This is a genomic window from Cohnella silvisoli, assembly GCF_021190915.1.
GTDB classification, from domain to species: Bacteria; Bacillota; Bacilli; order Paenibacillales; family Paenibacillaceae; genus Cohnella; species Cohnella silvisoli.
In genome coordinates this window covers 70,432-94,989 of the sequence record NZ_JAIOAP010000004.1, presented here as the reverse complement: position 1 = coordinate 94,989, position 24,558 = coordinate 70,432, and the positions used below count along the sequence as shown (strand labels likewise).

Genomic DNA, 24,558 nt, shown 5'->3' with positions numbered 1-24,558 from the left:
TTAACCTCATCTTTTGTTGAATTAGGGATTCCGTTTCCACCATCATTTCCATGCAGAACGGGTATCATCCATTGGTAACAAGAGCTTACTGAACCCGTATAACATAAGGAACGACATTGACCTTGCCCCCATATTGAACCTGAGCCCATAGCTTATAGGTGCCGCTAGCCGGAAACTGGGTATGAAACATAACGTTCTCGCCGGAGCTCATATCGGTTGCAGCATGTACGTGCAAGTATTGGTTCGCTGTATCGTTTAATATGACGCAATGGCCGGCCGTGCCTAAATACGGTTCCAATTTAACCGGCTTATGCGTCTTCGCGTCGGTAAACCGGAAATTCAGCATGGCGGTTTGCCCCGCCGCCAAATGCTTCGCATCCGGCATCATCGACAACGATACATCCAGACCGCCCACCGTCTGCTTAGTCGCAGTATCCGAGATAAGCTTCTCGGCCAGCGGGGACTTGCCCTTCACGCTAATCCATTGCTTATAGACGGTAACTCCCTGCTTATCCGGCATGAATTCCGAGATGAGCAGAAAGTCGCCTCCGAAAGGGAACTTATAGGCAACCGAGAAAATCCCTTTCCCTTTATATTCCGGGTGCAAATGAGAGAACGACGACAAGTCGCTGCTCACCACGATTAAATGCATAAGCTTGGTCATATCCTCGGAGAACTTCCGAACCGGGAGTCCGGATGAGTCCAGTACCCGCAACGTTAACTTCACTTCGGTTTCGCTGTTCACTTCGGCAGTGGAAGATTCCACGCGCACCTTGTAGCCATTGTCGGACACGTTCACCATTTGATCCTGCTTTAGGTAATGCAGAAGACCTTTGGTCGGAGGGTTAATGTCTACATTAACAATCTTAGGATCGGAGCATCCTCCGAGAATGAACGTGCCGACCATGATCCACGCGACAATAAAAGTTAGCTTGCGCTTCCCCATCTCTATTCCCTTTTCGGCGACAACGCCAACACGCTAAGCCCCAGCGACACGAGTCCAGCTTCAACGACGGACCCGGTCCACAGCTCGACCGACCACCCGATGCCGGTCAGCATGAACATCCAAATATAATAGATAGTCCACAAAGCGACTGGCGTTATAAACGCCACGACCCGGTAAGCCCACATCCGTCCCTCATAAGGGCGCAACCCATGATAGACCAGATCTCCAATCAAACCGGCAGCCATCGCTACTAGAATCGTGCGCCAGCCCTCGAATCCGTCCAATACGTTCATCATGATCGTAATAATCGCAAATAACGCCATGATCGCACCAAACGGCAATTTCCATCTTTTCATGAGGAGGAGAATCGGGAACATATACAATATCGTGTCCAAGAGAGTGTAGGTAAGCCCGCGCGTTTCGTTCACTTCGATAATATGTTCGTTGGAGAAAGTACTCCAATACCAATCGACAACCGGTTGGGCCGACAGGTTAAAGCGGAACATCCAAGCGTACATGAGAAAAAAGCTGGCCGCGCCCATCGTAATGACTACGGAGAGAAACGGAGGGGCAAATTCTCGCCATCTTGGTTCCTTGCTCTCCTTGTTATGCCATTCGGCCCGATATGGACTGGATAAGATCAGCACGGCTCCTACCAGCAATACCAAGTGAGTGGGACTAAGCAGCGCAGCAGTATCCTGTTCGATCCCGAAGACGATATGCCAGATCATATCGCCGACTCCGCCTGCAAGAAACACGACAACGCCAACCAATCCTAAGCCGTAACCTATCGGCGCCGCTTGCAGCCATGGCAGACCGGTTGCCCGTCTAGATAGATATAGGAGCCATGTCATCCATATTGCCGAAGCTATAAATCCGGAGTACAGAATGGCATGCCACGGCGTGAAGAACGTCTCAACGACACCGTGATTATGGGCATAACCGTCTACGAATATCCCGCCGATCAACCACATGCCGAACACAATGGTAATATAATGTTTTGGAGTCGATACCCGAGGATTACGCTTAATTGCCATTTGCGTATTTAATTGCGTGGCAGCCACAATAACGCCCTCCCTTATGAAACAATTGTACTCTTATTGCTTATTTCCAACTACTGCTAATCTGTATAACAAAGAGACACCTCTAGGAATGTATTCCTTAAGGTGTGTTTTACATTTTCAAATTACATTCAAAATTGTTACCTTATGATAAAATAAAAGCATATCAAAATTGTTGGGAGGTTTTCCTTATGAAATGGCCTACCATTCGAGATCACTACCCAAATACTTGGGTTTTAGTTGAAGCAATTAAGGCTTCCTCTGTTAATAATCATCGAATCATTGAGGAGATGTCTGTTATGTCGGAATTCCCAGATTCAAGAGAAGCGTGGAGGGAATATAAAAAATTTCACCTTGCCGATCCGCAGAGAGAGTTCTATATCTTCTTCACAGGAAATGAATCCATTGAAGTAATTGAACAACCGTTCATGGGGTTTAGAGGTCGATTATGAGGATTCAAATGCTCGAATTATTCCATTTATTGATCCAAACTACAGAATTCTCTTACATCTATACCAGTACGTATAGATCTCTCGATAATTTAACTTTTCATATAATTTTATTGCAGGCATGTTATTCTGAACGACCAATAAATAGCTTTTAGTTGCTCCAATAGACTTCGCCCAATTAAGGATATTTAAGATTAATTGCTCCCCATACCCGTGATTTCTATAGTGTGCAGACGTGACAATGTCATATAATCCTACGTAATTTCCCTCTACAGCCCCAAGCCCGCATGCCACTGGAATCGAATTGTTATACAGAATAAAATAACCTTTCCTCACGAGTAAGCCGGATAATAACTTCTGCGTAATGAATTTATTTCTCTCCGAAAGACCGTTAAATTCAGACATTATTTCGAGCCATTTATCATTCAAGCATTCAGCATTCTCAACGTCTTTCATAAATGGATCTTTAATATTTTTTAAGCTCTCTAATGTTTTTACACTCGAAGGGTCGAGGACATTGTACCCCCTATTCTCCAGCGTTTTATCCAATAAATCCGGTACGAAAGGAGTGATCTTAAAAACGACATCTAAGTCTGATCTAGAATATATCTCTTCGCACTTCGTAATTTTCTCCCCGATGTTCTCTTCCATTCCTGCATAAATTGCGTTAATAGAATTCGATCTCTTCGTGTAGCCGTCAGCAAAACGTAATAGCCACCCGTCTAGAACAAGCGTTTGCAGCGCTGGCCAGGCATTGAGTGAGTACTCTTCGATTGTCTTACTCATTATAAAATCCCCCGCTTGTTTTTGTATAAATATACTTTAATATTAATTTTTATTCAATCGCTGTTCACCCCATTACGGAACATTATAATGTTTTATTTACTTTATTCCGTGCCTGTGTTACCTTAACATTATAACGTTATAATTATTTTAACTTAAGAAAATAATCTATTTGTAAGCGTTCTTAAATCGAGCTGCGGAAAAAGGTGAAGCGCATGAAAGAGCCGCTTGTGTTACGTAATCTAAAGCTCGTGAATGGAGAAGCTATCGATATCGTTATCATAGACGGTAAAATTGCCGAGATCACAACAGCCGGCAGCGGACGAGGACAGCGCATAATAGACTGCTCAGGTTTATACGTATCGAGCGGTTGGATCGATCTGCATGCCCATGCGTTTCCCGAATTCGAGCCTTATGGCGATGAAATCGATGAGATCGGAATTAAGCTAGGCGTAACGACTATCGTGGATGCCGGAAGCTGCGGCGCGGACCGGATTGCAGCGTTAGCCGCAAGCAAACAGCATGCCCGAACCAACTTATTCGCCTTTCTGAACATTTCGCGAGTGGGCCTGCAAAGAATCGATGAATTATCCAATCTACAATGGATAGATACGAACAAAGTCGTTCAGGCGGTAAACGAGCATAAGGATTTCATAGTGGGACTAAAAGCGCGAATCAGCAAAAGCGTGGTGGGTGAAACCGGTATTGAACCATTGAGGATGGCGCTAGTACTCTCTAATGAAACCTCGCTGCCGTTAATTGTCCACATCGGTTCCGGGCCGCCGAGCATTGAGGAGATCATCCCTCTCTTAGAGAAGGGAGACGTTATCACTCACTATCTCCACGGGAAAGAAAACAATCTCTTCAATGATCAGGGTAATCCCCTTCAAGTATTAGTAGATGCCATTGAACGCGGCGTTCATTTGGATGTTGGCCATGGTACCGCGAGCTTTTCATTTAAGATTGCCGAGGCAGCCAAGCAGCATGGCATCGGCTTAAATACGATCAGCACGGACATTTACCGCGGGAACCGATTAAATGGCCCGGTGCACAATATGGCCAACGTTCTCTCGAAGTTTCTTCACTTGGGATACTCGCTTGAAGAAGTGATCTCAGCCGTTACGACAAATGCGGCCAACTGGCTCGGGAAACCGGAGCTTGGCCGAATACAAGTTGGGGACGTTGCCAACTTAACCCTCTTCGCCATAAAGAATGATCCGATTACACTTGTTGATTCCGAAGGGGACAAGCGTGTAGCCGATAGGAGCATAGAAGCCAAAGGAGTCGTTGCGAATGGTGTCTTCATTGAATGTTAAATACGGGCTTAAACGCGTAATCAATGCAAGCGGACGGATGAGTATTCTTGGGGTATCCGCTCCGACGGATTCCGTTATGGACGCGATGAAGCATGGCGGTCAAAGTTATGTCGAGATCGCGGATCTGGTAGATAAAGCGGGAGATTATATCGCGCGTATTGTTGGTTCGGAGGCCGCCATTATCGTGAATTCGGCATCGAGCGGCATTGCGCTCTCCGTTGCGGCCATCGTAACGCAAGGGAATCGCCGGTTGAGCGAGCGTCTCCATCAAGATGTCATTCCTAAGCGAGAAATCATTATATTGAAAGGCCACAACGTCCAATACGGGGCACCCGTTGAAACAATGGTCTATTTAGGCGGAGGAAAGCTCGTCGAAGTCGGTTATGCCAATGAAGGAAAAGCTGAGCATATCGAAGATGCCATTACTGCATATACGGCAGCAATCCTTTACGTGAAGTCGCACCATGCCGTCCAGAAAAACATGATTTCCATCGAAGAAGCTTGGGAGATCGCGCAGCGAAATGGCGTTCCCCTGATCTTGGATGCGGCGGCGGAAGAAGACTTGCAGAAGTACGTCAAATATTCCGACCTTGCGATCTACAGCGGTTCCAAGGCTATCGAAGGTCCTACCTCGGGCATTGTCGGCGGTAAAAGAAACTATATCGAATGGGTTAAAGTTCAATTGCATGGCATCGGGCGGAGTATGAAGGTCGGCAAAGAAACCTCGTTCGGTTTGCTTCAAGCGCTTGACGAGTACAGCGTCAAGGAAGATAAAAGCGAGCAAGAGAAAGATGCGTTGCAAGCGTTAATGCCGCTGAATGACATCGCAGGCATCAAGGTGACGATCGTGCAGGATGAAGCCGGTCGAGCCATTTTCCGAGCCCGCATTCAAATTGATCCAGAGCGAGCAAACACGGACGCAAAGAAAGTCGTAACGGAGCTCCGCGATGGCGAAATTGCGATCTACACAAGGGATTACGGCGTCAGACAAGGCTATTTCGATATCGATCCGCGTCCGCTTCAAGGGGACGATATCCATGTCATCGAATCTAGAATACGCGAATTGGCGGGAGGCAAATAAGATGTCCAACATAACCAAACGTTTCTACAAAGGCCGCGCCGCATTAAACGTCTTAGCCAACCACGTAGACAACGCCAAAGAAGTGTTCGAAGCGGCGGAAGGATATGTGTTGGTCGGAGTCCTCTCCAAAGATTATTCAACGGTCGAACAAGCCGTCGGTGCGATGAAGGCATACGGCAAAAAAATAGATGAAGCGGTATCGATAGGATTAGGGGCGGGCGATAATCGCCAAGCCGCGGTAGTCGCGGAGATCGCTAAGCACTATCCCGGAAGCCATATCAATCAAGTGTTTCCTTCCGTGGGGGCTACCCGCGCCAACCTTGGCGGACAAGATAGTTGGATTAACAGCCTGGTATCTCCTTCCGGGCGCGTTGGCTATGTGAACATCTCAACAGGCCCTATCAGCGCCGTGCAGGACGAACATGCGATTGTTCCCGTCAAGACGGCGATTGCGCTCGTACGCGACATGGGCGGCAATGCTTTGAAATACTTTCCGATGGGCGGGTTAAGCCATGAAGACGAGCTCCGAGCAGTCGCGCAAGCCTGCGGAGAAGAAGGGTTCGCGCTAGAGCCGACGGGCGGCATCGACAAGGACAATTTCGAGGCGATCTTACGTATTTGCTTGGAGGCTAACGTCCCTCAAATCATCCAGCATGTGTACTCCTCGATTATCGACAAGGAAACGGGGAACACCAAGGTCGAGGATGTTCGCGAACTGCTTGAAACGATGAAAAGATTGGTTGATTCCGATGGCTAAAAAAATCGCGGCATTCGGAGAGGTCATGATGCGCTTGCAGGTGCCGGGTTTTGATTTGCTGTCCCAAGCCAGCACGCTAAGCTATTCTTTCTCTGGGTCGGGGGTGAATATATCCTCGGCGCTAACGCGCTTCGGGCATACAGGGTACCTCGTCACCACTTTGCCCGCCAATTCGGTTGGCGATGCTGCCGTTTCGTATCTTCGAAAGCTAGGTATCACGCAATCATTCGTTGTTCGCGGCGGCAACTACGTCGGAATGTACTTCTTGGAAAATGGTTTCGGCGCGCGGCCTAGTCGCGTTACCTATTCCAATCGACAGGATAGCAGCTTTAATACCGCACCCGATGGAACGTATGATTTCGCGGAAATCGCCAAGCAAGTTGATGTCGTCCACTTCTGTGGGATCACCCTAGCCATGAACGATTCCGTCCGGCATCACATGAAATGCTTCGCGCAAGCGGTCAAAGAGAACGGAGGAACGGTTGTCTTCGACTGCAATTACCGCACTGCCCACTGGGGAGAAGATGGATATGCGAAAGCAAAACCGTTCTATGAGGATATGCTTCAGTTGGCGGATATCGTCATGATGAACGAGAATGATGCCCTATTCATCCTGAGGATGGAAACGGATAAAGAAAACCGGCAGGAGCAACTCATGGAGCTTATTCCAGCCGTTGCCCGAAAATATAATATCTCGGTCATCGCAGGCACCCACCGTTCCATCAACGGCGACAATACGCATTCGTTGCAGGGCTTTATTTTCAAAGATCAGGTTTTCACCTTCTCCAGAACGCTCACGTTCTCCGTCTATGATAGAATTGGGGCTGGAGATGCCTACGCGAGCGGGATCGTGCATGGCGAGTTGGAACGATTCCCGGCTGCCCGAACAGTCGAGTTTGCCGCGGCGGCGGCCATGCTCGCGCACACGGTTGCGGGAGATACCCCGATGTCATCGGAGAGTGAGATACTCCGGGCCATGTCGGACTCAATAGGCGACGTAGAAAGGTAGTGGATGCCGCAGTGAACTTATCCCGGAATCAAAGGCCATTATATTTGCAAATCAAAAATATTTTGAAGGATAGAATATTGCACGGCGTGTATCCTATTGAGTCGAATATCCCTTCGGAGCCCCAATTGGAGCACGAGTTCAACGTCAGCAAGATTACGGTCCGCAACGCCATCAAAGAACTATGTCAAGAAGGTTACTTGGAGAAGGGCAGCGGCAAAGGGACGAAGGTTATTCGTAATACGACTACTTCCAAGCTGTCTACGTGGAAACGGTTCACGGAATTGTTGGTAGAAGAAGGCCATCAGATCCAGAAGGAATTGTTGCAAGTAGAAGTGATACAGACGGAAGAAGGCACGGAACCGCATCGATTATTCGGTGAGCAGTGCGTCCGCATAGAACGTCTGTATCGCCTTAATGACGTACCCTATATCCATTACATGCATTATTTGACCATGCGAATCGGAGACATCGAACAATCGGATCTGAACGCTCAGTCTCTGTACGGGTGGCTTGAGGAGCAAGAGATAACGTTAGCGAAATATCGGGATCATTTTGCGGTAGCGTTCGCCCCTCCTCTTGTCGAGGAGAAATTACGCGTGCAGGAGAAAACACCTTTATTGAAAAGATTGCGTTATTCCTATGACGAAACGGGCGATGTGATCGAATACAGCGAAGGCTACTATAATACGGAAATGCAAAATTATGTTGTCAATTACAACGTTTAACCGTTCACCAGTTCCAATATTTCATCGGCTACCCGTTCCGGATGATAGTGATGAATATAATGTTCGGCGTCTTCTACAATCACTTGTTTACCCTGCACGGACCATGAGGGTAGAGCTTTCTGGCTTTCCAGCCAATCGCTTGCCGCCTTGCCGTAACTCCCCGCTGTTAGGACGGTTATCGGAATGTCCAAGGGCTTCTTTCCTTTTACAACCTCTTGGGCATTTCTCTGGCTTTGGCGCATTTCGTCGGTAATATTTCTGTTATTGGCTCTGAGCAGCGTGGATAGGCGATCGAGCTCCTTGAGTTCATCCGGCAAAAGCTTTAGTCCGTTTCGCTCGCTCGCCACCGATTCAGTAAATCCATCGAAATGATACAACGCCCTTGCCACGCCCGATCGGACAAGAAACCGTTGGAACAACGAAATAGCCGTTAGCGGCGATTGTTTCGCATAATACTCCGGGCTTCCGCCATCCACCAGCACGATTCCTTTCACTTCTTCGGGATACTTCTGCGCGTAGCGGATAGTCTCGAGAGAGCCTAGAGAATGTCCGACGAAAATGTAGGGCGGATGTTCACCCGATGCTTTTAGCAATTCGTGAGTTTCTTCGACGATATTGTCGATATCGCGTTTGCGATCCGTCATGTCGCTATACCCGTAACCAAAGCGGTCGATAACCGCAAATCGGGCGTCCTTCTCGATCTTGTCATACAGCGGGTAAAAATCGACGTACGGATTAACCGTCCCCCACCCTGCATTGAATACGACCGTCGTATCGCCTTGGCCTCCAGTATAAATGTGCATCTTATGACCAAGAACATCGTATTGGCTGCCGACGGGTTTATATTTATCCCAATCGTGTCTAGCGCTTGCCCATTGGTACGTAAAACCGATTGCTAATAAAACTATAAGAAGAGCGAGTCCATATAACATCCCTTTTCGCGTAAATTTCCAGAACCTTCTCATCAGCATAGTCCCCGATTCCGAGCTATTTTATTAACCTACGATAACGATACCACAATCCATTTCAAAGGAATACGTCGTAAAAAAACCTCCAATAACCGCTGGCATGTGGCGGTATTGGAGGCATTTGATGTTGGGGAAGCTTGAGAAGCTAGAGATGGGAGATCTTCAGTTGGACAAACGGACGAGAACGCTTTTGATTTCGAAAGGAGCAAAGGACAGCTTATACTTCCCGCCCTCGTCGTTAAGCGACTCCAACGTATTCTCCATCAGATCGACTAACGCCGCACCTTTGTTGGGAAGATTGACCGCCAGATGGATATCCGCGTTCCCACCCGAAGTTTCGTAGAGCCGGACAATAACACCGTCTTCGTCTTCGGCTTTTTTCACCGCTTCGATCATTACGCTGCCGCCTTCGATTTCGAAGCTGGAATACTGTTCCTGTAGATTGTTTGCTTTAGCGCCCGCTTCCGGGCTTGCCAAGACGCTGGTAAGCGGCGAGTTCATTGCATAACCTTCTTTGAACACTTCGGCTTGGATGAAGTCGCCTGCATGAGGCAAGATCGCATACACGAACTGATGGCGCGCACGGTCGCAAGTCGGATCGGGATGCGAAGGGCTGCGGAGCAAATTGATGTCCATCACGTTGCGGTTGACGCTGTATCCATATTTGCAATCATTCAGAAGAGCGACGCCGAAATCAGGCTGGGAAAGGTCAATCCACTGATGCGCGCAAATTTCGTCTTTGGCATAATCCCATAATGTATTGCGATGCGTTTGCCTTTTCAGATGGCCGAACTGGATTTCGCAGTTGACCTGCTCCGCGTACACGTTGACCGGGAATGAAGCGCGCAGCATCTTGCCGTCCTCCTGCCAGTCGACGTCCGTGTCGAAATCGATTCGTTTGCTGCCCGCCGTCAGGATGATTTTCTGCGTCAGCACCGATTTGCCATAGTGATAAATCTGCTTGACCACGGCCTGCGGACCGTCGACATAAGCGACCGATTCCGTTAACGCCATCTTCGCAGGTACAGAGCCCGCATAATCCTCCGGGAAATCCCAAGCGTCGCCGTCATCGGCATAGATGGACAATACGTTGGCCAACCCGCCGGCAGCCAGTGCTTCTCTTCCCAGCACCTTATCGACAATCGAACGAATGCTGCCGTTTTCCCCGAAGGTAACTTTAATTAGCTCGTTCTCCAGTACGTCGTCCGCCGCCTTGAGCTCAATTGAAGTTACCGGCGGCAACGCGAGCGTGTCTATCATTTGGTAGCCCATAGACGGAACCGTTGCACGCACCCATTGATCTTGGATACGCGTCCACTCGCTGCGCTCCCAAGGAAGGGAGTTGAAGATGACGGCTTGCCGCCCGGCTTCAGGGGTCCGAATACCGGATGCCAAACCTTGGTACGCTTGCTGAGTAAGCACATTTACCCTAGCCAGCAAAATTTCGTAACGGGCCAGAGATTCATCGAACACGCGCTTGATGGAAGACCCGGGCAGGATGTCGTGGAATTGGTACAACAGCACTTCTTTCCAGATGACGTCCAGCTCTTCGGACGGATATTCGTTGCCGTATGCGTAATTAAGCGAAGCGGCGAATTCCAGTTCTCTGAGCGCCTTCTCTATCTTCCGATTGTATCTTTTATTGCGGGCTTGGCTGGTGAACGTTCCTTGATGCTTCTCCAGGTACAGCTCGCCTTTCCAGGTTTTGTAGCGTTCTTTGTTGTTGGCAAGTTTCTCGAAAAAGTTTAGGGCCGGCTCCTGCTTGACTGGGATAAGGCCTTGAAGATTTTGCTCCCGAGAGAGCCGTTCCAGATGCTCTTCCCCGGGTCCGCCGCCGCCATCGCCGATCCCGAATACGACGAAACAGTGGTCGGACACGTTCTTATCCAAGTAGTCCCTTTCCGCTTTTAAGATCGACCTTGGCAGCGCTGGGCCGTTGTAGGTATCTTCGGGCGGCAAATGCGTCAGCACGCGGCTGCCGTCCAGCCCTTCCCAGAAAAAAGTATGATGAGGGTGGTCATTATGAACGTTCCACGACAGCTTCTGCGTCATGACGTATTCGACCCCGGACTTCTGCAGAAGCTGCGGCAAGCTGGCCGAATAGCCGAAAATATCCGGAACCCACAGCATTTTCATATCCTGACCGAACTCCTGCCGGAAAAACCGTTTCCCGTACAAAATTTGCCGCACGAGCGCTTCTCCGCCGGCAATATTGGAGTCCGGCTCTACCCACATGGCCCCTTGTACTTCCCATCTGCCTTCCGCAATGCGTTTCTTGATTTGTTCATACAGCTTCGGGTGCTGCTGTTTGATCCACTCGTATAATTGAGGCTGGCTGGCCCCGAACACATAATCGGGATACTGCTCCATCATTCGCAGAGCGGTGGCGAAAGTCCGAGCGCCCTTGCGGTAAGTCTCGCGGATCGGCCACAGCCACGCCAGATCGATATGCGCATGTCCGATCGCGGTTGCGGTGAGCGTCGGGTCCCCGCCCTGCTTACTTAATTGCGGAGCCAGAATACGCCGGGCTTGCGCGATAGGATCTTCCGATACTCCTTTTAATAGAAGGTGAACATCGTAGAGAGCTTGTAGAATCTTCGCCCTTCTAGCGGACTGATCTCCCAGATTCACGGCCAGATCCAGCAACACTTCATAATCGTAATACAGCTGTCTCGTCTCTTCGTTGCAGATGGCGATATCGGCTTCCTTAAGCTTTCCGCTCCGATAATATCCGAATAAATCGTTGTTACCGGCGTCCGCCCAAAGATCGATAACCTCCCCGCCGGATGCTGATGCAGCGATATGCGCGACGCGTTTACCCGGCAAACCGAGCGAAAGGTCAAACTCCGAGTTAACGTTAGTGAGTCCTTGCGTAGGCGTACCTTCTTCATCTACCAAGCACAACTCTCCATTAACGTCCAAGAGCAGCACGATCTTGCTTCCTGCGGCGGAATGCGGAATTTGGCCTTGAAAACGGAACCAGGCGCAATCCCACAGTTCTCCCCATTTCTCTCCTGGCTGGATATCCAAGCGCTGTCCGGTCATTCTCTCGGAGAAGGTTACGGGCTCCTTCGTAACGAAAGCGGTGACCGTTAATGGAGCTACCTTCGTATAAATCAACTTCTCTATTCGTTCGAGCGTGTCTTTAAGCGTGTCTACTTTAATGGGTGTGTAAGGCATCTTGCTGTTGCACCATCCTTAAGGTTAAATAATTGTGTAGTCGTGCAAATTAATTTTATTCTTATGAGAGCTGCGCAAAATTCGATAGTATTAATATATCATATATATCAGCTAATTCAATTCTATTTACAAAGAAAAATGCACCCCTAAGGAGTGCATTTCATTCGTGTCGCTATATGTTAAGGTGCTGCTTTTTCGGACGCTTTATTCCGGCAAAGAAATCGGGCCGGTCGATTGTTTAACAACCAAGGCGGGCTCCAATACGATTTTGCGGTTTTTAACGGATTGCGGGTTAGCTTTCACGACTTCAAGAATGAGCTCCCCGGCTTTCTTCCCTATGTCTCCCTCGAATTGGTCGATGTAAGTGAACAAACCGAATTCTTCAATGTTTGGACTCGGATTGTCGAATGTCACGATAGACAGATCCTCGGGGATGCGAAGACCAAGCCGCTTTGCAATCGACCAGATCTGTACGCCCAGGTTACCGTTGAGAGCAATATATGCCGTGGCCATTCGATTCTTGATAAATCGGTAAAGCGGGTGCTCCGGGTCGATGTCCGAAGATTTGGTTGCGAACTCGGTCAGGAAGAGCGCGGGATTGATCAATGCGCCCTTTTCTTTAAGGGCATTGGTATAACCGTTCACCCGGTCATCCACCGAAACCGTGAGACTCGGCGAATCCGAGCAAATGGCAATGTCGCGATGGCCTAAGCTCCACAGATGGTCTACGGCCAGCTTGGCCGCCAGCGCGCTATCCGCATAGACGGCGTTCGTCTCGACTCCCGGCAAGTATCGGTCAATGAGTACGAAAGGATAATTCATCATCTTAAGGGAGATGATTTCCTCGTTATACACTTCGGCATCTACCGGGAAGATGATCAGGCCTTGCACCTTGTCCTTGAGATCCTGGATCATTTCTTTTTCCCGTTCCTTGGAGTTGAACGTAAACATCAACAGCGGTGTAAACCCGCCCTTCTCCAAGGCAACCGTAATCCCTCTAACCAGCCGAATGGCAAAATAATCCCCGACAAAGGGAATAATGAGGCCGATCTTAGGCAGTTCCGAGCGGTTTGGGGTGGAGAGAGGAGCCGTGATCGAGGCGACCTTAGGAATATATTTCTCGGGAATGCCTTTCACATATGTGCCACGCCCCGGAATCCGATAGATCCAACCTTCCCTCGCAAGCTCGTTCAGCGCATTGGCCACCGTAATCCGGCTTACGTTGAACTGCTCCAGAATCTCCTTTTCCGTCGGGATCTTATCGTCTTCCTGAAGCTGCCTGGAATGGATCAATTCCTTAAAGTGGTTCTGAATCTGAATATAGAGGGGTTCCCTGTCCATGCTCATGCCTGCTAGCCTCCAACACTGCGTTCATAAATGATCGGTGAACAATACATATCAAACATATCATATGAGACCTGCTTTTCCAACTAAAACGGACCAGCCGTTCAGCCAACCTTAAATGTGGATAAAATTTACTCGAAGCCCAACAACCCGCTAAGGCGCTTTAAATTTTGACATGGTACACTACTCCTTGGGTACTGCATTTCACCAATTATAGGACAAGGATGTGGTGTTACCAGTGAAAAAAATAGTGGCTGCATCAGCGATCGCTTTATCCCTCCTTTTTTCTACTTCCGCTTTGACTATGCCATCCACTGCTTCTGCCCAAGAAATTTATGCAACTCACGGAGATCGAACGGTAAGTATAGCGATGTCGTACATAGGTAAGGTGAAGTACAAATTTTCTACCAGAGACCCCCAACGTCTGATTTTTGATTGCTCTTCTTTTACGCAATTCGTCTTCAAGCAGAACGGCATCGATATTCCTTGGGGATCCAATGCGCAAACCCGTTTCGGCATTCCGGTTCCCGACAAAGCCCATTTAAGCATCGGCGATCTGATCATGTTCAGCATTAGCACGCCAGGCCGTATCAATCACGTAGGGATATACATAGGCAATGGTAAGTTCATCGGCAATTCGCCTAGTACCGGCGTTGCGATTTCCGATTTGAATTCGGGTTATTGGAAAAACCGATTTATTACCGCACGTCATTATTAAGCAATTGCACATGTAACTAAACTGCAACGACAACGGCACCGTCCTTGAAATCCAGGAACGGTGCCGTTATTCATGTCCTCATCAAACGGTTGGGAGTATTCTAATTGCCTTGTTTTTTCACGCGTCCCATTAACCCATGCAGTGTTCGGATAAATTCATTTCCCGATAACCGCCCTAATCCCCCATAAGCGCAATCCAATTCATTGTATTGCATGACTCGATCTCTACGAATGCTGGGCCCGTAAATAAGGATCGGAACAGGGTCGCCGGTATGTTCTCCGACTTCGCAAGGCGTAGAATGGTCGGCAGCCAAGGCCAAGTACACATCTTCGGGTAATCCCTGTGCGATAATGCCTACCATCTGATCAAACCGTTCAATGGCTTTTGCTTTTTCAAACGGTTCATTATCATGGCCTTTAAGATCCGGCGCTTTTACATGTACCACAACCATGTCTTTCTTGGCAATTTCTTCGATCGCCATTTTGGCTTTCAATTCTATATTCGTATCTATATTGCCTGTCATGCTGTTATCCGTAATAGGCTCAAAGCCTGCTAATTGGGCAACACCTAGAACCGTGCTTTCCCCGGCGATGCAGCTCCCCTTTATATTAAGCTCATCCGTTATGGGTTCAAGCTGCGCCATCTGGCCAGCTCCCCTTGTCAGTATAAAATTAGCCGGCAATTTTCCCTTCTCAAGACGCTCTGCATTAACGGAATGACGCGATAATATTCTATGAGCCTTCGCAAGAAATAAATTGAGAATCGCTGCCGTTCTCTTGGACTCTTCGGAAGAGTCAAGCGGCCTTACTAAGTGATAAGGACTTCCATCGTTCGGCGCTTTGGGATCGGAATCGCTAACTTTATCGCTTAATCCGATTCCTCGCAGGATAAGCGCAGCCCGATGCTCCGTAGCCGGTTTAAAATAAACCTTTACCCCCTCAAACTCTAAACCATTAATGGCGTCCGCTATTTCAACTGTTCCTTCGCGTATTCGTCCTGCCCTGCGATCAACGACAATCCCGTTTTCATCCACCGTAGCGAAATTACACCGAAGCACGATATCTCCCGACTGCACGTCCATTCCGATTCCTAAAGCTTCAATCGGTCCACGCCCCGGATAATGATGGGGTTCGTATCCAAATAAGATCAAATGCCCCATATCCGTCCCCACGGGAATGCCTGAACCAATCAAATCCATCATACCTGTAATCCCCATCGAAGCTAGTCTATCCAGATTAGGCGTTTCGGCATATTCCAACGGGGTTTTATGTTCCAATAAAGGATGCGGACGGTCCCCCAACCCGTCGGCAATCGCCAAGATGACTTTTCTGTGCAGCATGGTTTCCTCCTAATATCTATATTCCGATCACCTTAAACCAAGTAAATAAAGCCAAACTAATTACGCAAGCCCCGATAAAACAAGTTACGATCGCATACTTCACTTGATCCAATACCGAAAAATAACCGGTTCCGAAATAAATGGTATTCACTTTCGAATGCGGTGGAAGCGTAATGGTATACGTCATGGTCATGGCGGCGGCTAGTGCAAGAGGAACGGGGTCCATGCCCAATGTCTTGGCCAGCGCTATGAAAGCCGGTATTAAAATCGTGACCCGTACTGTCTTGCTCGTAAAAATGAGATGGCTGTACATGCTAAGGAAGACTACGACCACGTAAACCAAGGCATGATTCATCTGTTCCAACCCCAATGCGCCGACTACTTTGCCGATGATCCATTCCGCGCCTTTCGATTTATCGAGCGCATTGCCTACCGCATAGGCGCCTGCGGCAAAAATCATAAGCTCCCATTTGATATTCGTTTCTTTCCAAGTCAGCAAACCTATTCTAGGAAGCAGGCACAAGAGTGCTCCAAGAACGGCCGTCTGTTCCGTACTGAATTCAAAACCGATCCAATCTTTCTGATAATCTCCGGTAGCCCACAGGATGACGGTAAAGATGAAGATAGTCACTGCCTTCTTCTCGTCTATTGAAAAGGAACCTAGTTTCTTTAACTCATCCTTCAGCGTATTCGTTGCATTGTGGAAATTAGATTCATCCTTCAACGAAAATAGCTTTAAGCCAATGAAGAAAGTAATCAGCATCGTGATGATCGCAGTAGGCATAGAGGCTAGAAGCCAATCCATATAACCGATGTTGCCGCCCGCTTGGTCATTGATGAAGCCGACTGCAATGATGTTGCCCGAAGTAGCCGTCATGACACCCGAAGTAGCGAGAGCGTCGGCCTGAACCCCTTGAAGCATCATTACTTTTCCAAGATTGCTTCGACCGGGCAGGGCTTTGTAGACTTCCAGCAAAATCAAGCATATAGGTACCATGAGCGTAGCCCTTGCAGTTGTGGAAGGAACGAAGAAAGCTAGAACAAAATTAATAATGACCAATACGAGCAACGTCATTTTCGGCGTTTTCCCGAATCTCGTGATCATCCATAACGATAACCTTCTGCCTAAATTTGATTTAATCATGGCAGAGGTAAGGATAAATGCGGAAACCATCAACCAAATGACGTCAAACCCTAATGTCCCGAATGCGACTTCCTGATCTTCAACCGCTCCAACCAAAGGAAGCAATAAAATCGCGATTATTGACGTTAGATAAATGGGGATCGGGGTCGTAATCCAAAGAATCAGCGCTCCGGTAAATATAGCGATTGCTCTTTGGGCTTCTAAGCTCATGCCCTCCGGTGTAGGCATGAAGAACAGAAGTAACGCAGCAATAACTGCGAGTGGTATTCCAAGCTTCTTCATGACTTCTTCCGTCTTACTTTTCTTCTCGGGAGAAGGCTTGTTACCATCCTTCTGTACGGTCTCTGGGACCTCAGTCATCTTGCATCCTCCTTAATGTGTGATGTTACCGCTTTCATCTTATCCAATCTTCAATCATAAAACAATTTGATTTACTTCTGATAACTATAACGTATTGTTATCATTCCTGTTCTTTCCCTTTCCTCTGATCCAGGCAAACTTCAAGCTTGCAATCGCTATAATAAATGACGACTTTTTCCGTATCTACCGTTGCGATTTCGCTGCCGCAATACTTGCACAGAATAACCCCCAACACGACTGATGTATCTTTATCACCGTTCATATCAATTAAGCACTTCCCGTTTTTTTGTGAATAACCATACTTACTAAATCCATTACTCTGCTTACATATCCCCATTCATTGTCATACCAAGCTAGGAGCTTGATCTGATCGTCCCTAACCGTTAACGACAATCCGTCTATGACCGCCGATTTATCACAACCGACAAAATCTATTGACACTAATGGCGCTTCAATATAATCTACATAACTGCTATATTCCCCGCTAACTGCCGACAGCAGCGCGGCATGCACCTCTGAGTACGATAAGCGACGACTCACACCGACCGTTAAATCAAGCAGAGATACATCGGGCGTAGGCACCCTTATGGAAAATCCGCTGACTAATGGAGCGAGTCTAGGCAAAATATCTTTTATAGAATCTCCTGCCCCGGTACTGGTAGGAACGATTGATTGGCTGCATGCGCGAGCCCGGCGCAAGTCTTGGTGAGGATTATCAAGATGTCTTTGGTCACTCGTATAAGAATGAATCGTTGTAAACCCAACTCGGTTCACATCAAACGATTGGTCTAGAATATTCAGAAGAGGCACCAAACAGTTAGTGGTACAAGAAGCCGCCGAAAGTAAAAAATGGTTCGCAGGATCATACTTTTGATCATTTACACCCATCACTATCGTTTGATCCACCTGATTTCCCGGGGCGGTTAATACAACGGTTGATGCTCCGCCCACAAGGTGTTTCGAAGCCCCAGAACGATCATTGAATTTACCTGTCGCATCTACCACTATGTCAACACCGAAGTCTTTCCATGGTATGAGCTCTGGTTCTCTCTCGCGGATGACCTCCACTCGCCGACCGTTTACAACAAGGGAATTATCGGATATGGATAATTCAGCTTCCCATAACCCATGTACGGAATCATATTTTAATAAATGGACGATAGTCTCAATAGGATATAACGTGTTAATGGCCTTCAATAGAATTGGACAGGTATTATCCGATAATATTTTTCTAATTAATAGACGTCCGATTCTCCCCGTTCCGCTTACTCCAACTCCTAATCTCAAAGCAACTCATCCCCATACGCTAAATATCGAATGAAATATTTATCAACCATCCTACCCCAACCTTCACCTGTGATTTATTTGCACTTTAAGTATATTCATAGGATTTATATAAAACAATTTGATTATATTTTGTATATGATAAGTTTTCGTTATGATTCTGCATGCAGGGCTTATTAGATGTGGAAACGGGATAACGAATCTTTCAATGCACTGGATAACGCATCAAGCCTCGCGGAAAGACCGACCAAATCTTCACTTATCGTTAGCTGCTGAGAACTTAATGATGCAACCTCCTCAGATGCTGCGGAAGATTGCTGAGCTATAGTACTTACGTTAGACATAGCTTCCGATAACACCGTCTGCGATTGATCCAGCTGTTGGATAGAATCAGTCACTTCATTTAGACAGGTCTCAAACCCGCCCATTTGAATTTGTACGTTTTTGAAAATTAAATCCGTTTCTTTCACCGCATGAATTTGTGCTTCGAAAATAGGATACGCTTCGGATAATACGTTTACAGTTTCATTGATTTCATTCTGGATCGTTTCTACGATCTGACCTACGACATGAATGGATTGCTTGGATTGATCTGCCAACTTGCGAATTTCATCGGCTATGACCATAAATCCTTTACCCGCTGCTCCGGCTCTGGCTGCCTCAATGGTTGCATTCAAAGATAATATGTTCGTTTGCTTTGTAATGCTGTTTAACAATTCCAATATTTGTCGGATAGAGGCCGTACTTTCCTTCAACTTATCTACCTTATCGACCATATTCCGTGTCAATTCTTCGGTTACGATCGTTTTTGCAATTAATTCATTCATAAAGATCGTACCTTGTTCACTCGCCTTGCGCACCTCTGAAGCAGATTCACCCATCTCTGCATTGGAATTCATCACGTTTTTCATTTTAACGCCCATCCGAAACGCTATTTCATTTCCCTTTTCCGCATCAATCGCTAAATCACTCGCCCCATTGGCAATTTGATCGGTCGCAACGGCAATCTCTTTAGCGGAAATAGATGTCTGTTTGGATGCTTCGGATAGCTCTGCTGCGGTAGCCAGCACATCCTGAGCAGATCGATTCGTTTGCTCGACCAAAAGCGTGATTTGCTCTATCATTTGGTTAAAACCTGCTCCAACCTGCCCGATTTCATCCGATCTGCTAGTTTCGGTCCGGATAGCGAGGTTCCCCTCAGCACCTTTCAACATTAAATCTCTTAATTTCCTTAATGGCTTCCCAATCATGTTAGCAATGAAATAACCAATGACTATCGCTAGCAACGCTGCGGTACCCGCAATGATGAGTGTTGCGTTCTCAATAACGTTGGTATCCCGAACTAGTTCTTCAACAGGAGATATGGCCATCACATTCCACCCCATATACTCCGATCGATGGTATGCAACGATTTGCTCCGTACCGTTTTGATCCATCGCGATGTACGGCTCTTCAGTCACACTTGCCCGAAATTCAACGGAACTCGGTTGAAACATTTCAGACAAATGGGTAGAAAAATAGAGCTCATTCTCATTGTTTACAATTTGGATTGCGCTTGAATCGCTAATATGAACATCTTTGAACATTTCATCTATCGCACCGATTTTGATTTGTAAAACCAACATATATTCCATTTCATTTGTCGTAATGCTTTTTATAGTTCTACCCAAAGTAATAACCGGATTATTGGAATTACCTATAAATTGATTTTCACTTATTCCTAACCAAATCGCATGTCCATTTCCTTCCAAAACTCGCTTATAAGAATCACTGTTTCTATCAATTTTAACCTCCATGTTCATGTAAGAGATCGCAGGTAAATCTTCTTGATTTAATGGAATTAGTGCTATCGAAGAGATCATACTGTTAATATTTACGCGATTTGAGATCGTATCTAGTAATTGCCTTTGATGTTGCAGCCTTTCAATTGATGTATTTTTTTTATTACTCAAATGGGATACGTTTAATTTAAAATCTGTTCCAGTGACCAGTTCCGCAGTCATTTGTTCATAGCTTTTCAGCATTAAATCGACTTTTTGGCTGGCCAGTGTAACGGTAGTGTGCGAGGCATCCGAGATTTTTTCCTCCAAAATTTGTTTGGATACCGTATAAGAAATATAACCGGAAACAAAAACAAACATTACGATACTAACAAAGAAAATAATGAATAACTTCATCCCTACCGATTTCAAAGGGTTCATGAAATGAATAGATTTCCTCATAATCGCATCACTTCCTTTCCTTCAATAATGACCTTTCATAAATAAAAATAATGAGGGATAAAGATTAAGCATCTCCCTCATTATTTTATTCGCATATCCGTTTATATCGTCATCTTACCGCCATTGTTGCGGAGAACTTCATTGCTTTCGAATGATTCCGGATTGCGGGCTTCCAGGGAAATCACCGAATCCAATGACAACAACTCTTCTAGCGCTGCCAAGACATTCTTCTTTTTTTGGCTTTTTAAGCTAAATGTAAGATGCATGTTCAGGTTGTCCCGATCCCCCAACCCTATTTTTTCAACGGAAGTGATTTTCAAGTTGGAAATGACAATGTCTTGTTGTTCCAATATCGCGATCACCCTGCCCATTGCTCCTGGATCATCTTTGATCATAATGTCTACTTGATCGATTTTTTTACGCCGATGCATGTGCTTTTCCCATTTGTTTAAGAAATAAAGGTTAATCAGAACGAGAAACGTACAGACAATGGCTCCGATAATAAATCCTGCTCCGACGCATAATCCGATTGCGGCTACCACCCAAATGGATGCCGCTGTAGTCAGGCCTTTAATGATATTGCCGTTGCGAAGAATAGCCCCCGCGCCAAGAAAACCAATGCCGCTGATGACTTGCGCGGCTAATCGGGCGGGGTCAATCCTGACATTTGCTTCATATACAAAATCGGAAAATCCGTAAATCGACATAAGCATGATCGTGGCGGAACCTAAACAGACGAGAATGTGAGTTCGAAGTCCCGCCGCATGATTGCTCCACTCGCGCTCAATTCCAACTAATCCGCCCAAAACGGACGCAATAACCATCCGTATAATCAAGTCATAATGACTGATCGTCCATATTTGATCACCGAAAAATGTCAATTACGCTCATTCCCTTTGTTGGTTTTTCATTGAAGCTGCACAAGTTCTCCATTTTCTCGATCATAAACATTGACTTTATCCATAGGAAAATCAATCCAAACCGTCTTGCCGATTTCTACATCCAATTCGCCTATCACTTTGACCAGCAGGTTCAAATTACTTTTCGTCGTTAGCTGAACCAATGTCTCCGATCCTGCCGGCAGAACGGAATAAATCGCACATGGTATTCCATTTGCTGTCCTTTCAGTAGAAATTTGAATATCTTCAGGATAAATGGCAAGATCCGCTTTTCCGCTGTAAACATTTTTAGATGGAATATGCAATGTTCCTAAAGAGGTTTCCATCTTTAATGTTCCTGTATTTACCGCCTCGCAATCTGCATCAATAAAATTGATTTTCGGATTCCCAATAAAGCTGGCGACCCGAATATTAGCAGGATAACGATAAATGTCTCTAGGCGGCGCCACTTGCGCCAAAACTCCCTCGAAGAAGACCGCAATTTTTGTAGACATGGTTAAGGCTTCGACCTGATCATGCGTAACGTAAATAATCGTTGTCTTTAATTCGTGATGAAGCCTCTTCAATTCCGCCCTCATATCCAACCGCAATTTCGCATCAAGATTGGACAAGGGCTCGTCGAGCAGCAGCACCTTAGGTTCTGTTACAATGGCTCTGGCTATAGCAACACGCTGCTGTTGTCCACCGGAAAGCTCAGAGGGATACCGATCCTTTAAATGTAAAATTTGCATTTTTTCCAGTGCATTGCCCACTTTTTCTTTCGTCTCGGCTTTCGAATATTTTTGAACTGATAAGCCAAACGATACATTTTCCGATACGGTCATATGCGGCCATAGGGCATAGCTTTGAAATACAAGATTCAAGCCTCTTTTTGACGGTTTCGTATAGTGGCGCAGCTCTCCGTTAACCACTTCTTTGTCACTGATCGTAATGATTCCGGATTCCGGATTTTCCAACCCAGTAATAATCCTCAGGGTCGTTGTCTTGCCGCAGCCCGATGGACCGAGCAATGTCATGAAATCGCCTTCTTCGATCGTCAGGTCAAGATCCTTCAAAATGTGATTATTGTTAAAATGCTTATTAACTCCTTTAAGTACAATACGGCTCATGTTATCCTCCTATGCCCTTGGAAATGTCGGCTTTACCAATCTTGCTTGCCAAGAAATATGTGATTAATATAATGACTATAATGATAATGATGATAGCTTCCGAGAACTGGTGAAAACCTTGATCCGCATAGCGGAAAGTAAGTGTCGTTAATGTTGCCGTCTTTGGTGTAACGAGCAATATGATTAAATCTAATTCCTTCATCGCGCTAATAAAAAGTAATAGGAATGCGCTGAACAATCCTTGTTTACACAATGGGACCATAATGCGAGAGAATCGTCTAAACCATGACGCACCGGCCAATTTGGCCGCTTCCTCCAATTCGCCGCCAATTTGGAACATCGTACTAGTTCCTGAACGGGTAGCGAATGGCAACTCCTTCACTATCGTAATCAACATAATTAAACCTAAAGTTCCGTATAAGCTTGGCAATAAAAACTGTGGTTTCGCAAACATGCTCAAGTAAATGGCGGAAAGCGCGACACTTGGAATCAAATAAGGCAAGAAGGAAAGCTGCTCCGTGATTTTGGCGGAAAGCGTCTTTCTTCCTTTGCTTATGACATATCCCATAATTAATCCCATAACTGACGCTATGGCTGAAGCAATAAGAGCGACTTTAAAAGAATTGAAAGCACCGGACCAAATTGCGGCATTTCTTAACACACCAACCTCGCCCGCGGCAATGGACAGATTAGATTCACCGGTCCAAAAATGAGCGGTTAGGTTGCTTAAGCTGTAATCTCCATCCTTTAACATAAAGGACTGTAGAAGCAAAAGGATAAGCGGGAATATAGCGGCCGATCCCAAGAATAAGATTACCCCCGAGAAAGTGGGAATTCTCCATTTGCCTAAAGGTGTCAAGGTTTTTCTAGAATCTTTGCCCCCGATCGTCTCGTAGCTCTTCCGCTTCCCGATCGCCCGTTGGTTAATAAAGATCATGATCGAAGAGATGAGAATCAAGATTAAGCACAAGATATAGGCTTCGGTAACCATTCTGTTTCTCATGCTGCCGTAAAGCATCGTAGAAATGGTGTAATATTTAACCGGCAATCCAAGGAATGCCGGCACGCCGAACGTCCCCAACACTTTGGAAAAGGTTAAAATCATGCCGGATAAAATCGCCGGAAGGATCAGAGGAAATGTAATTTTCCTCAGAATTGAAACTCTGTTTGCCCCCAGAATATTTGCGCTTTCCTCCAAACTACTGTTTATCGATCTTAAAGCCACAGCGATTAACAAGAAGAAAAATACAAAATAGTGAGCCGACAAGTTGAGTGTTATGGGAAGGAATCCATACGACAGCCAATTGGGAGGATTGAGATGAAATAGGTTTTGCAATAGTCCTTGGGATCCTCCGATACGATCGTTCTTGAATACGATGAGCCAAGCAAACGCTTTCGTCCAAGACGGAAGCATATACGGTACAACGCAAAAGAAAGAGATCGTTTTCTTGTAAGGAATATCCGTCCTGGTGACGAGCCAAGCTAATCCTCCACCTAGAATCAAAGAAATAAATGTAGCTGTAAAGGCGATACTCAGAGAATGGAACAAGGGTGAATACAATATCGCATGACTGATGTTGCCGGATAAAACCTTTATCCAATGAAAAAGCGTAAAGCTGCCTGGATCGGCTTCACTCGACAATCGAACATCCGAATCCTGCCAAATGAACGTATTTTTAATAATATCCTGCATCGGCAAGACGATCGTATACACGAGGAAGATGAGAGCAATGATGCTTATGACATGAAAGGGATTGGTCAAGATGCCCGTTATTCTATTTTTTAATCGGGTAAATCTCTTGTGCGGTTGTGTTTTTGCATATTCGTATTCCTGCACGGTAGCACTCCTTTACATAATCTATGC

21 protein-coding genes are annotated in these 24,558 nt (G+C 46.4%); 7 read left to right on the top strand and 14 right to left on the bottom strand.

Features of this window, described 5'->3' with window-relative positions; all coding sequences use genetic code 11:
* Positions 1-85: 85 nt before the first annotated feature.
* Together K7P76_RS09550 and K7P76_RS09545 are read right to left on the bottom strand one after the other, a co-directional pair.
* On the bottom strand, positions 86-946 hold the full coding sequence (locus K7P76_RS09550) for a DUF8832 domain-containing protein (RefSeq protein WP_232185067.1): 861 nt from the start codon (positions 944-946) through the stop codon (positions 86-88).
* A gap of 2 nt (positions 947-948) precedes the next feature.
* Complete coding sequence (locus K7P76_RS09545; protein WP_232185066.1) at positions 949-2,010, bottom strand: hypothetical protein; 1,062 nt, start codon at positions 2,008-2,010, stop codon at positions 949-951.
* A gap of 188 nt (positions 2,011-2,198) precedes the next feature.
* On the opposite strand from K7P76_RS09545, the gene K7P76_RS09540 reads away from it, so the two are divergent.
* Positions 2,199-2,459 (top strand): hypothetical protein, encoded by a 261-nt coding sequence (locus K7P76_RS09540; RefSeq protein ID WP_232185065.1) that lies wholly within the window; start codon positions 2,199-2,201, stop codon positions 2,457-2,459.
* A gap of 39 nt (positions 2,460-2,498) precedes the next feature.
* Here K7P76_RS09540 and K7P76_RS09535 read toward each other — a convergent pair whose 3' ends face one another.
* On the bottom strand, positions 2,499-3,242 hold the full coding sequence (locus K7P76_RS09535) for a GNAT family N-acetyltransferase (protein WP_232185064.1): 744 nt from the start codon (positions 3,240-3,242) through the stop codon (positions 2,499-2,501).
* 212 nt (positions 3,243-3,454) lie between these two features.
* On the opposite strand from K7P76_RS09535, the gene K7P76_RS09530 reads away from it, so the two are divergent.
* The 5 genes from K7P76_RS09530 to K7P76_RS09510 are packed head-to-tail and all read left to right on the top strand — an operon-like array spanning position 3,455 to position 8,127.
* On the top strand, positions 3,455-4,555 hold the full coding sequence (locus K7P76_RS09530; RefSeq protein WP_232185063.1) for an amidohydrolase/deacetylase family metallohydrolase: 1,101 nt from the start codon (positions 3,455-3,457) through the stop codon (positions 4,553-4,555).
* Positions 4,533-5,636, top strand: a complete 1,104-nt coding sequence (locus K7P76_RS09525) for a DgaE family pyridoxal phosphate-dependent ammonia lyase (protein WP_232185062.1) — start codon at positions 4,533-4,535, stop codon at positions 5,634-5,636. The genes K7P76_RS09530 and K7P76_RS09525 overlap by 23 nt, the downstream gene beginning before the upstream one ends.
* Position 5,637: 1 nt before the next feature.
* The gene (dagF, locus tag K7P76_RS09520) at positions 5,638-6,393 is read left to right on the top strand and encodes a 2-dehydro-3-deoxy-phosphogluconate aldolase (RefSeq protein WP_232185061.1); all 756 of its coding nucleotides are present in this window, start codon (positions 5,638-5,640) and stop codon (positions 6,391-6,393) included.
* On the top strand, positions 6,386-7,402 hold the full coding sequence (locus K7P76_RS09515; RefSeq protein ID WP_232185060.1) for a sugar kinase: 1,017 nt from the start codon (positions 6,386-6,388) through the stop codon (positions 7,400-7,402). The genes dagF and K7P76_RS09515 overlap by 8 nt, the downstream gene beginning before the upstream one ends.
* On the top strand, positions 7,402-8,127 hold the full coding sequence (locus tag K7P76_RS09510) for a GntR family transcriptional regulator (RefSeq protein ID WP_232185059.1): 726 nt from the start codon (positions 7,402-7,404) through the stop codon (positions 8,125-8,127). The genes K7P76_RS09515 and K7P76_RS09510 overlap by 1 nt, the downstream gene beginning before the upstream one ends.
* On the opposite strand, the gene K7P76_RS09505 is transcribed toward K7P76_RS09510, so the two are convergent.
* The 3 genes from K7P76_RS09505 to K7P76_RS09495 form a co-directional block, all read right to left on the bottom strand.
* Positions 8,124-9,092 carry an alpha/beta fold hydrolase gene (locus K7P76_RS09505; RefSeq protein WP_232185058.1) on the bottom strand — a complete coding sequence of 323 codons (969 nt, stop codon included), beginning with the start codon at positions 9,090-9,092 and terminating at the stop codon, positions 8,124-8,126. The two genes, K7P76_RS09510 and K7P76_RS09505, sit on opposite strands and share 4 nt — an antisense overlap.
* A gap of 165 nt (positions 9,093-9,257) precedes the next feature.
* Positions 9,258-12,275 (bottom strand): alpha-mannosidase, encoded by a 3,018-nt coding sequence (locus K7P76_RS09500; protein WP_232185057.1) that lies wholly within the window; start codon positions 12,273-12,275, stop codon positions 9,258-9,260.
* Between the two features lie 204 nt (positions 12,276-12,479).
* On the bottom strand, positions 12,480-13,622 hold the full coding sequence (locus K7P76_RS09495) for a GntR family transcriptional regulator (RefSeq protein ID WP_232185056.1): 1,143 nt from the start codon (positions 13,620-13,622) through the stop codon (positions 12,480-12,482).
* A gap of 235 nt (positions 13,623-13,857) precedes the next feature.
* On the opposite strand from K7P76_RS09495, the gene K7P76_RS09490 reads away from it, so the two are divergent.
* On the top strand, positions 13,858-14,337 hold the full coding sequence (locus K7P76_RS09490; protein WP_232185055.1) for a C40 family peptidase: 480 nt from the start codon (positions 13,858-13,860) through the stop codon (positions 14,335-14,337).
* 100 nt (positions 14,338-14,437) lie between these two features.
* Here K7P76_RS09490 and K7P76_RS09485 read toward each other — a convergent pair whose 3' ends face one another.
* The 8 genes from K7P76_RS09485 to K7P76_RS09450 all read right to left on the bottom strand — a co-directional run bounded on the left by K7P76_RS09485 (position 14,438) and on the right by K7P76_RS09450 (position 24,531).
* Complete coding sequence (locus tag K7P76_RS09485) at positions 14,438-15,676, bottom strand: 2,3-bisphosphoglycerate-independent phosphoglycerate mutase (RefSeq protein WP_232185054.1); 1,239 nt, start codon at positions 15,674-15,676, stop codon at positions 14,438-14,440.
* Between the two features lie 16 nt (positions 15,677-15,692).
* Positions 15,693-17,180, bottom strand: a complete 1,488-nt coding sequence (locus K7P76_RS09480) for an SLC13 family permease (protein ID WP_232185053.1) — start codon at positions 17,178-17,180, stop codon at positions 15,693-15,695.
* Positions 17,181-17,280: 100 nt separating this feature from the next.
* Entirely contained in the window at positions 17,281-17,442 is a 162-nt protein-coding gene (locus tag K7P76_RS09475) for a GapA-binding peptide SR1P (protein ID WP_232185052.1), read from the bottom strand.
* Positions 17,443-17,447: 5 nt separating this feature from the next.
* A complete protein-coding gene (locus K7P76_RS09470; protein WP_232185051.1) occupies positions 17,448-18,467 on the bottom strand; it encodes a type I glyceraldehyde-3-phosphate dehydrogenase in 1,020 nt (339 codons plus the stop codon).
* 173 nt (positions 18,468-18,640) lie between these two features.
* Positions 18,641-20,686, bottom strand: coding sequence for a methyl-accepting chemotaxis protein (locus K7P76_RS09465; RefSeq protein ID WP_232185050.1), 2,046 nt, complete (start codon positions 20,684-20,686; stop codon positions 18,641-18,643).
* Positions 20,687-20,787: 101 nt separating this feature from the next.
* Positions 20,788-21,510 carry an MgtC/SapB family protein gene (locus K7P76_RS09460; protein ID WP_432643696.1) on the bottom strand — a complete coding sequence of 241 codons (723 nt, stop codon included), beginning with the start codon at positions 21,508-21,510 and terminating at the stop codon, positions 20,788-20,790.
* Between the two features lie 83 nt (positions 21,511-21,593).
* Positions 21,594-22,694, bottom strand: coding sequence for an ABC transporter ATP-binding protein (locus K7P76_RS09455; protein ID WP_232185048.1), 1,101 nt, complete (start codon positions 22,692-22,694; stop codon positions 21,594-21,596).
* Between the two features lies 1 nt (position 22,695).
* A complete protein-coding gene (locus K7P76_RS09450; protein WP_232185047.1) occupies positions 22,696-24,531 on the bottom strand; it encodes an ABC transporter permease in 1,836 nt (611 codons plus the stop codon).
* Positions 24,532-24,558 lie beyond the last annotated feature (27 nt).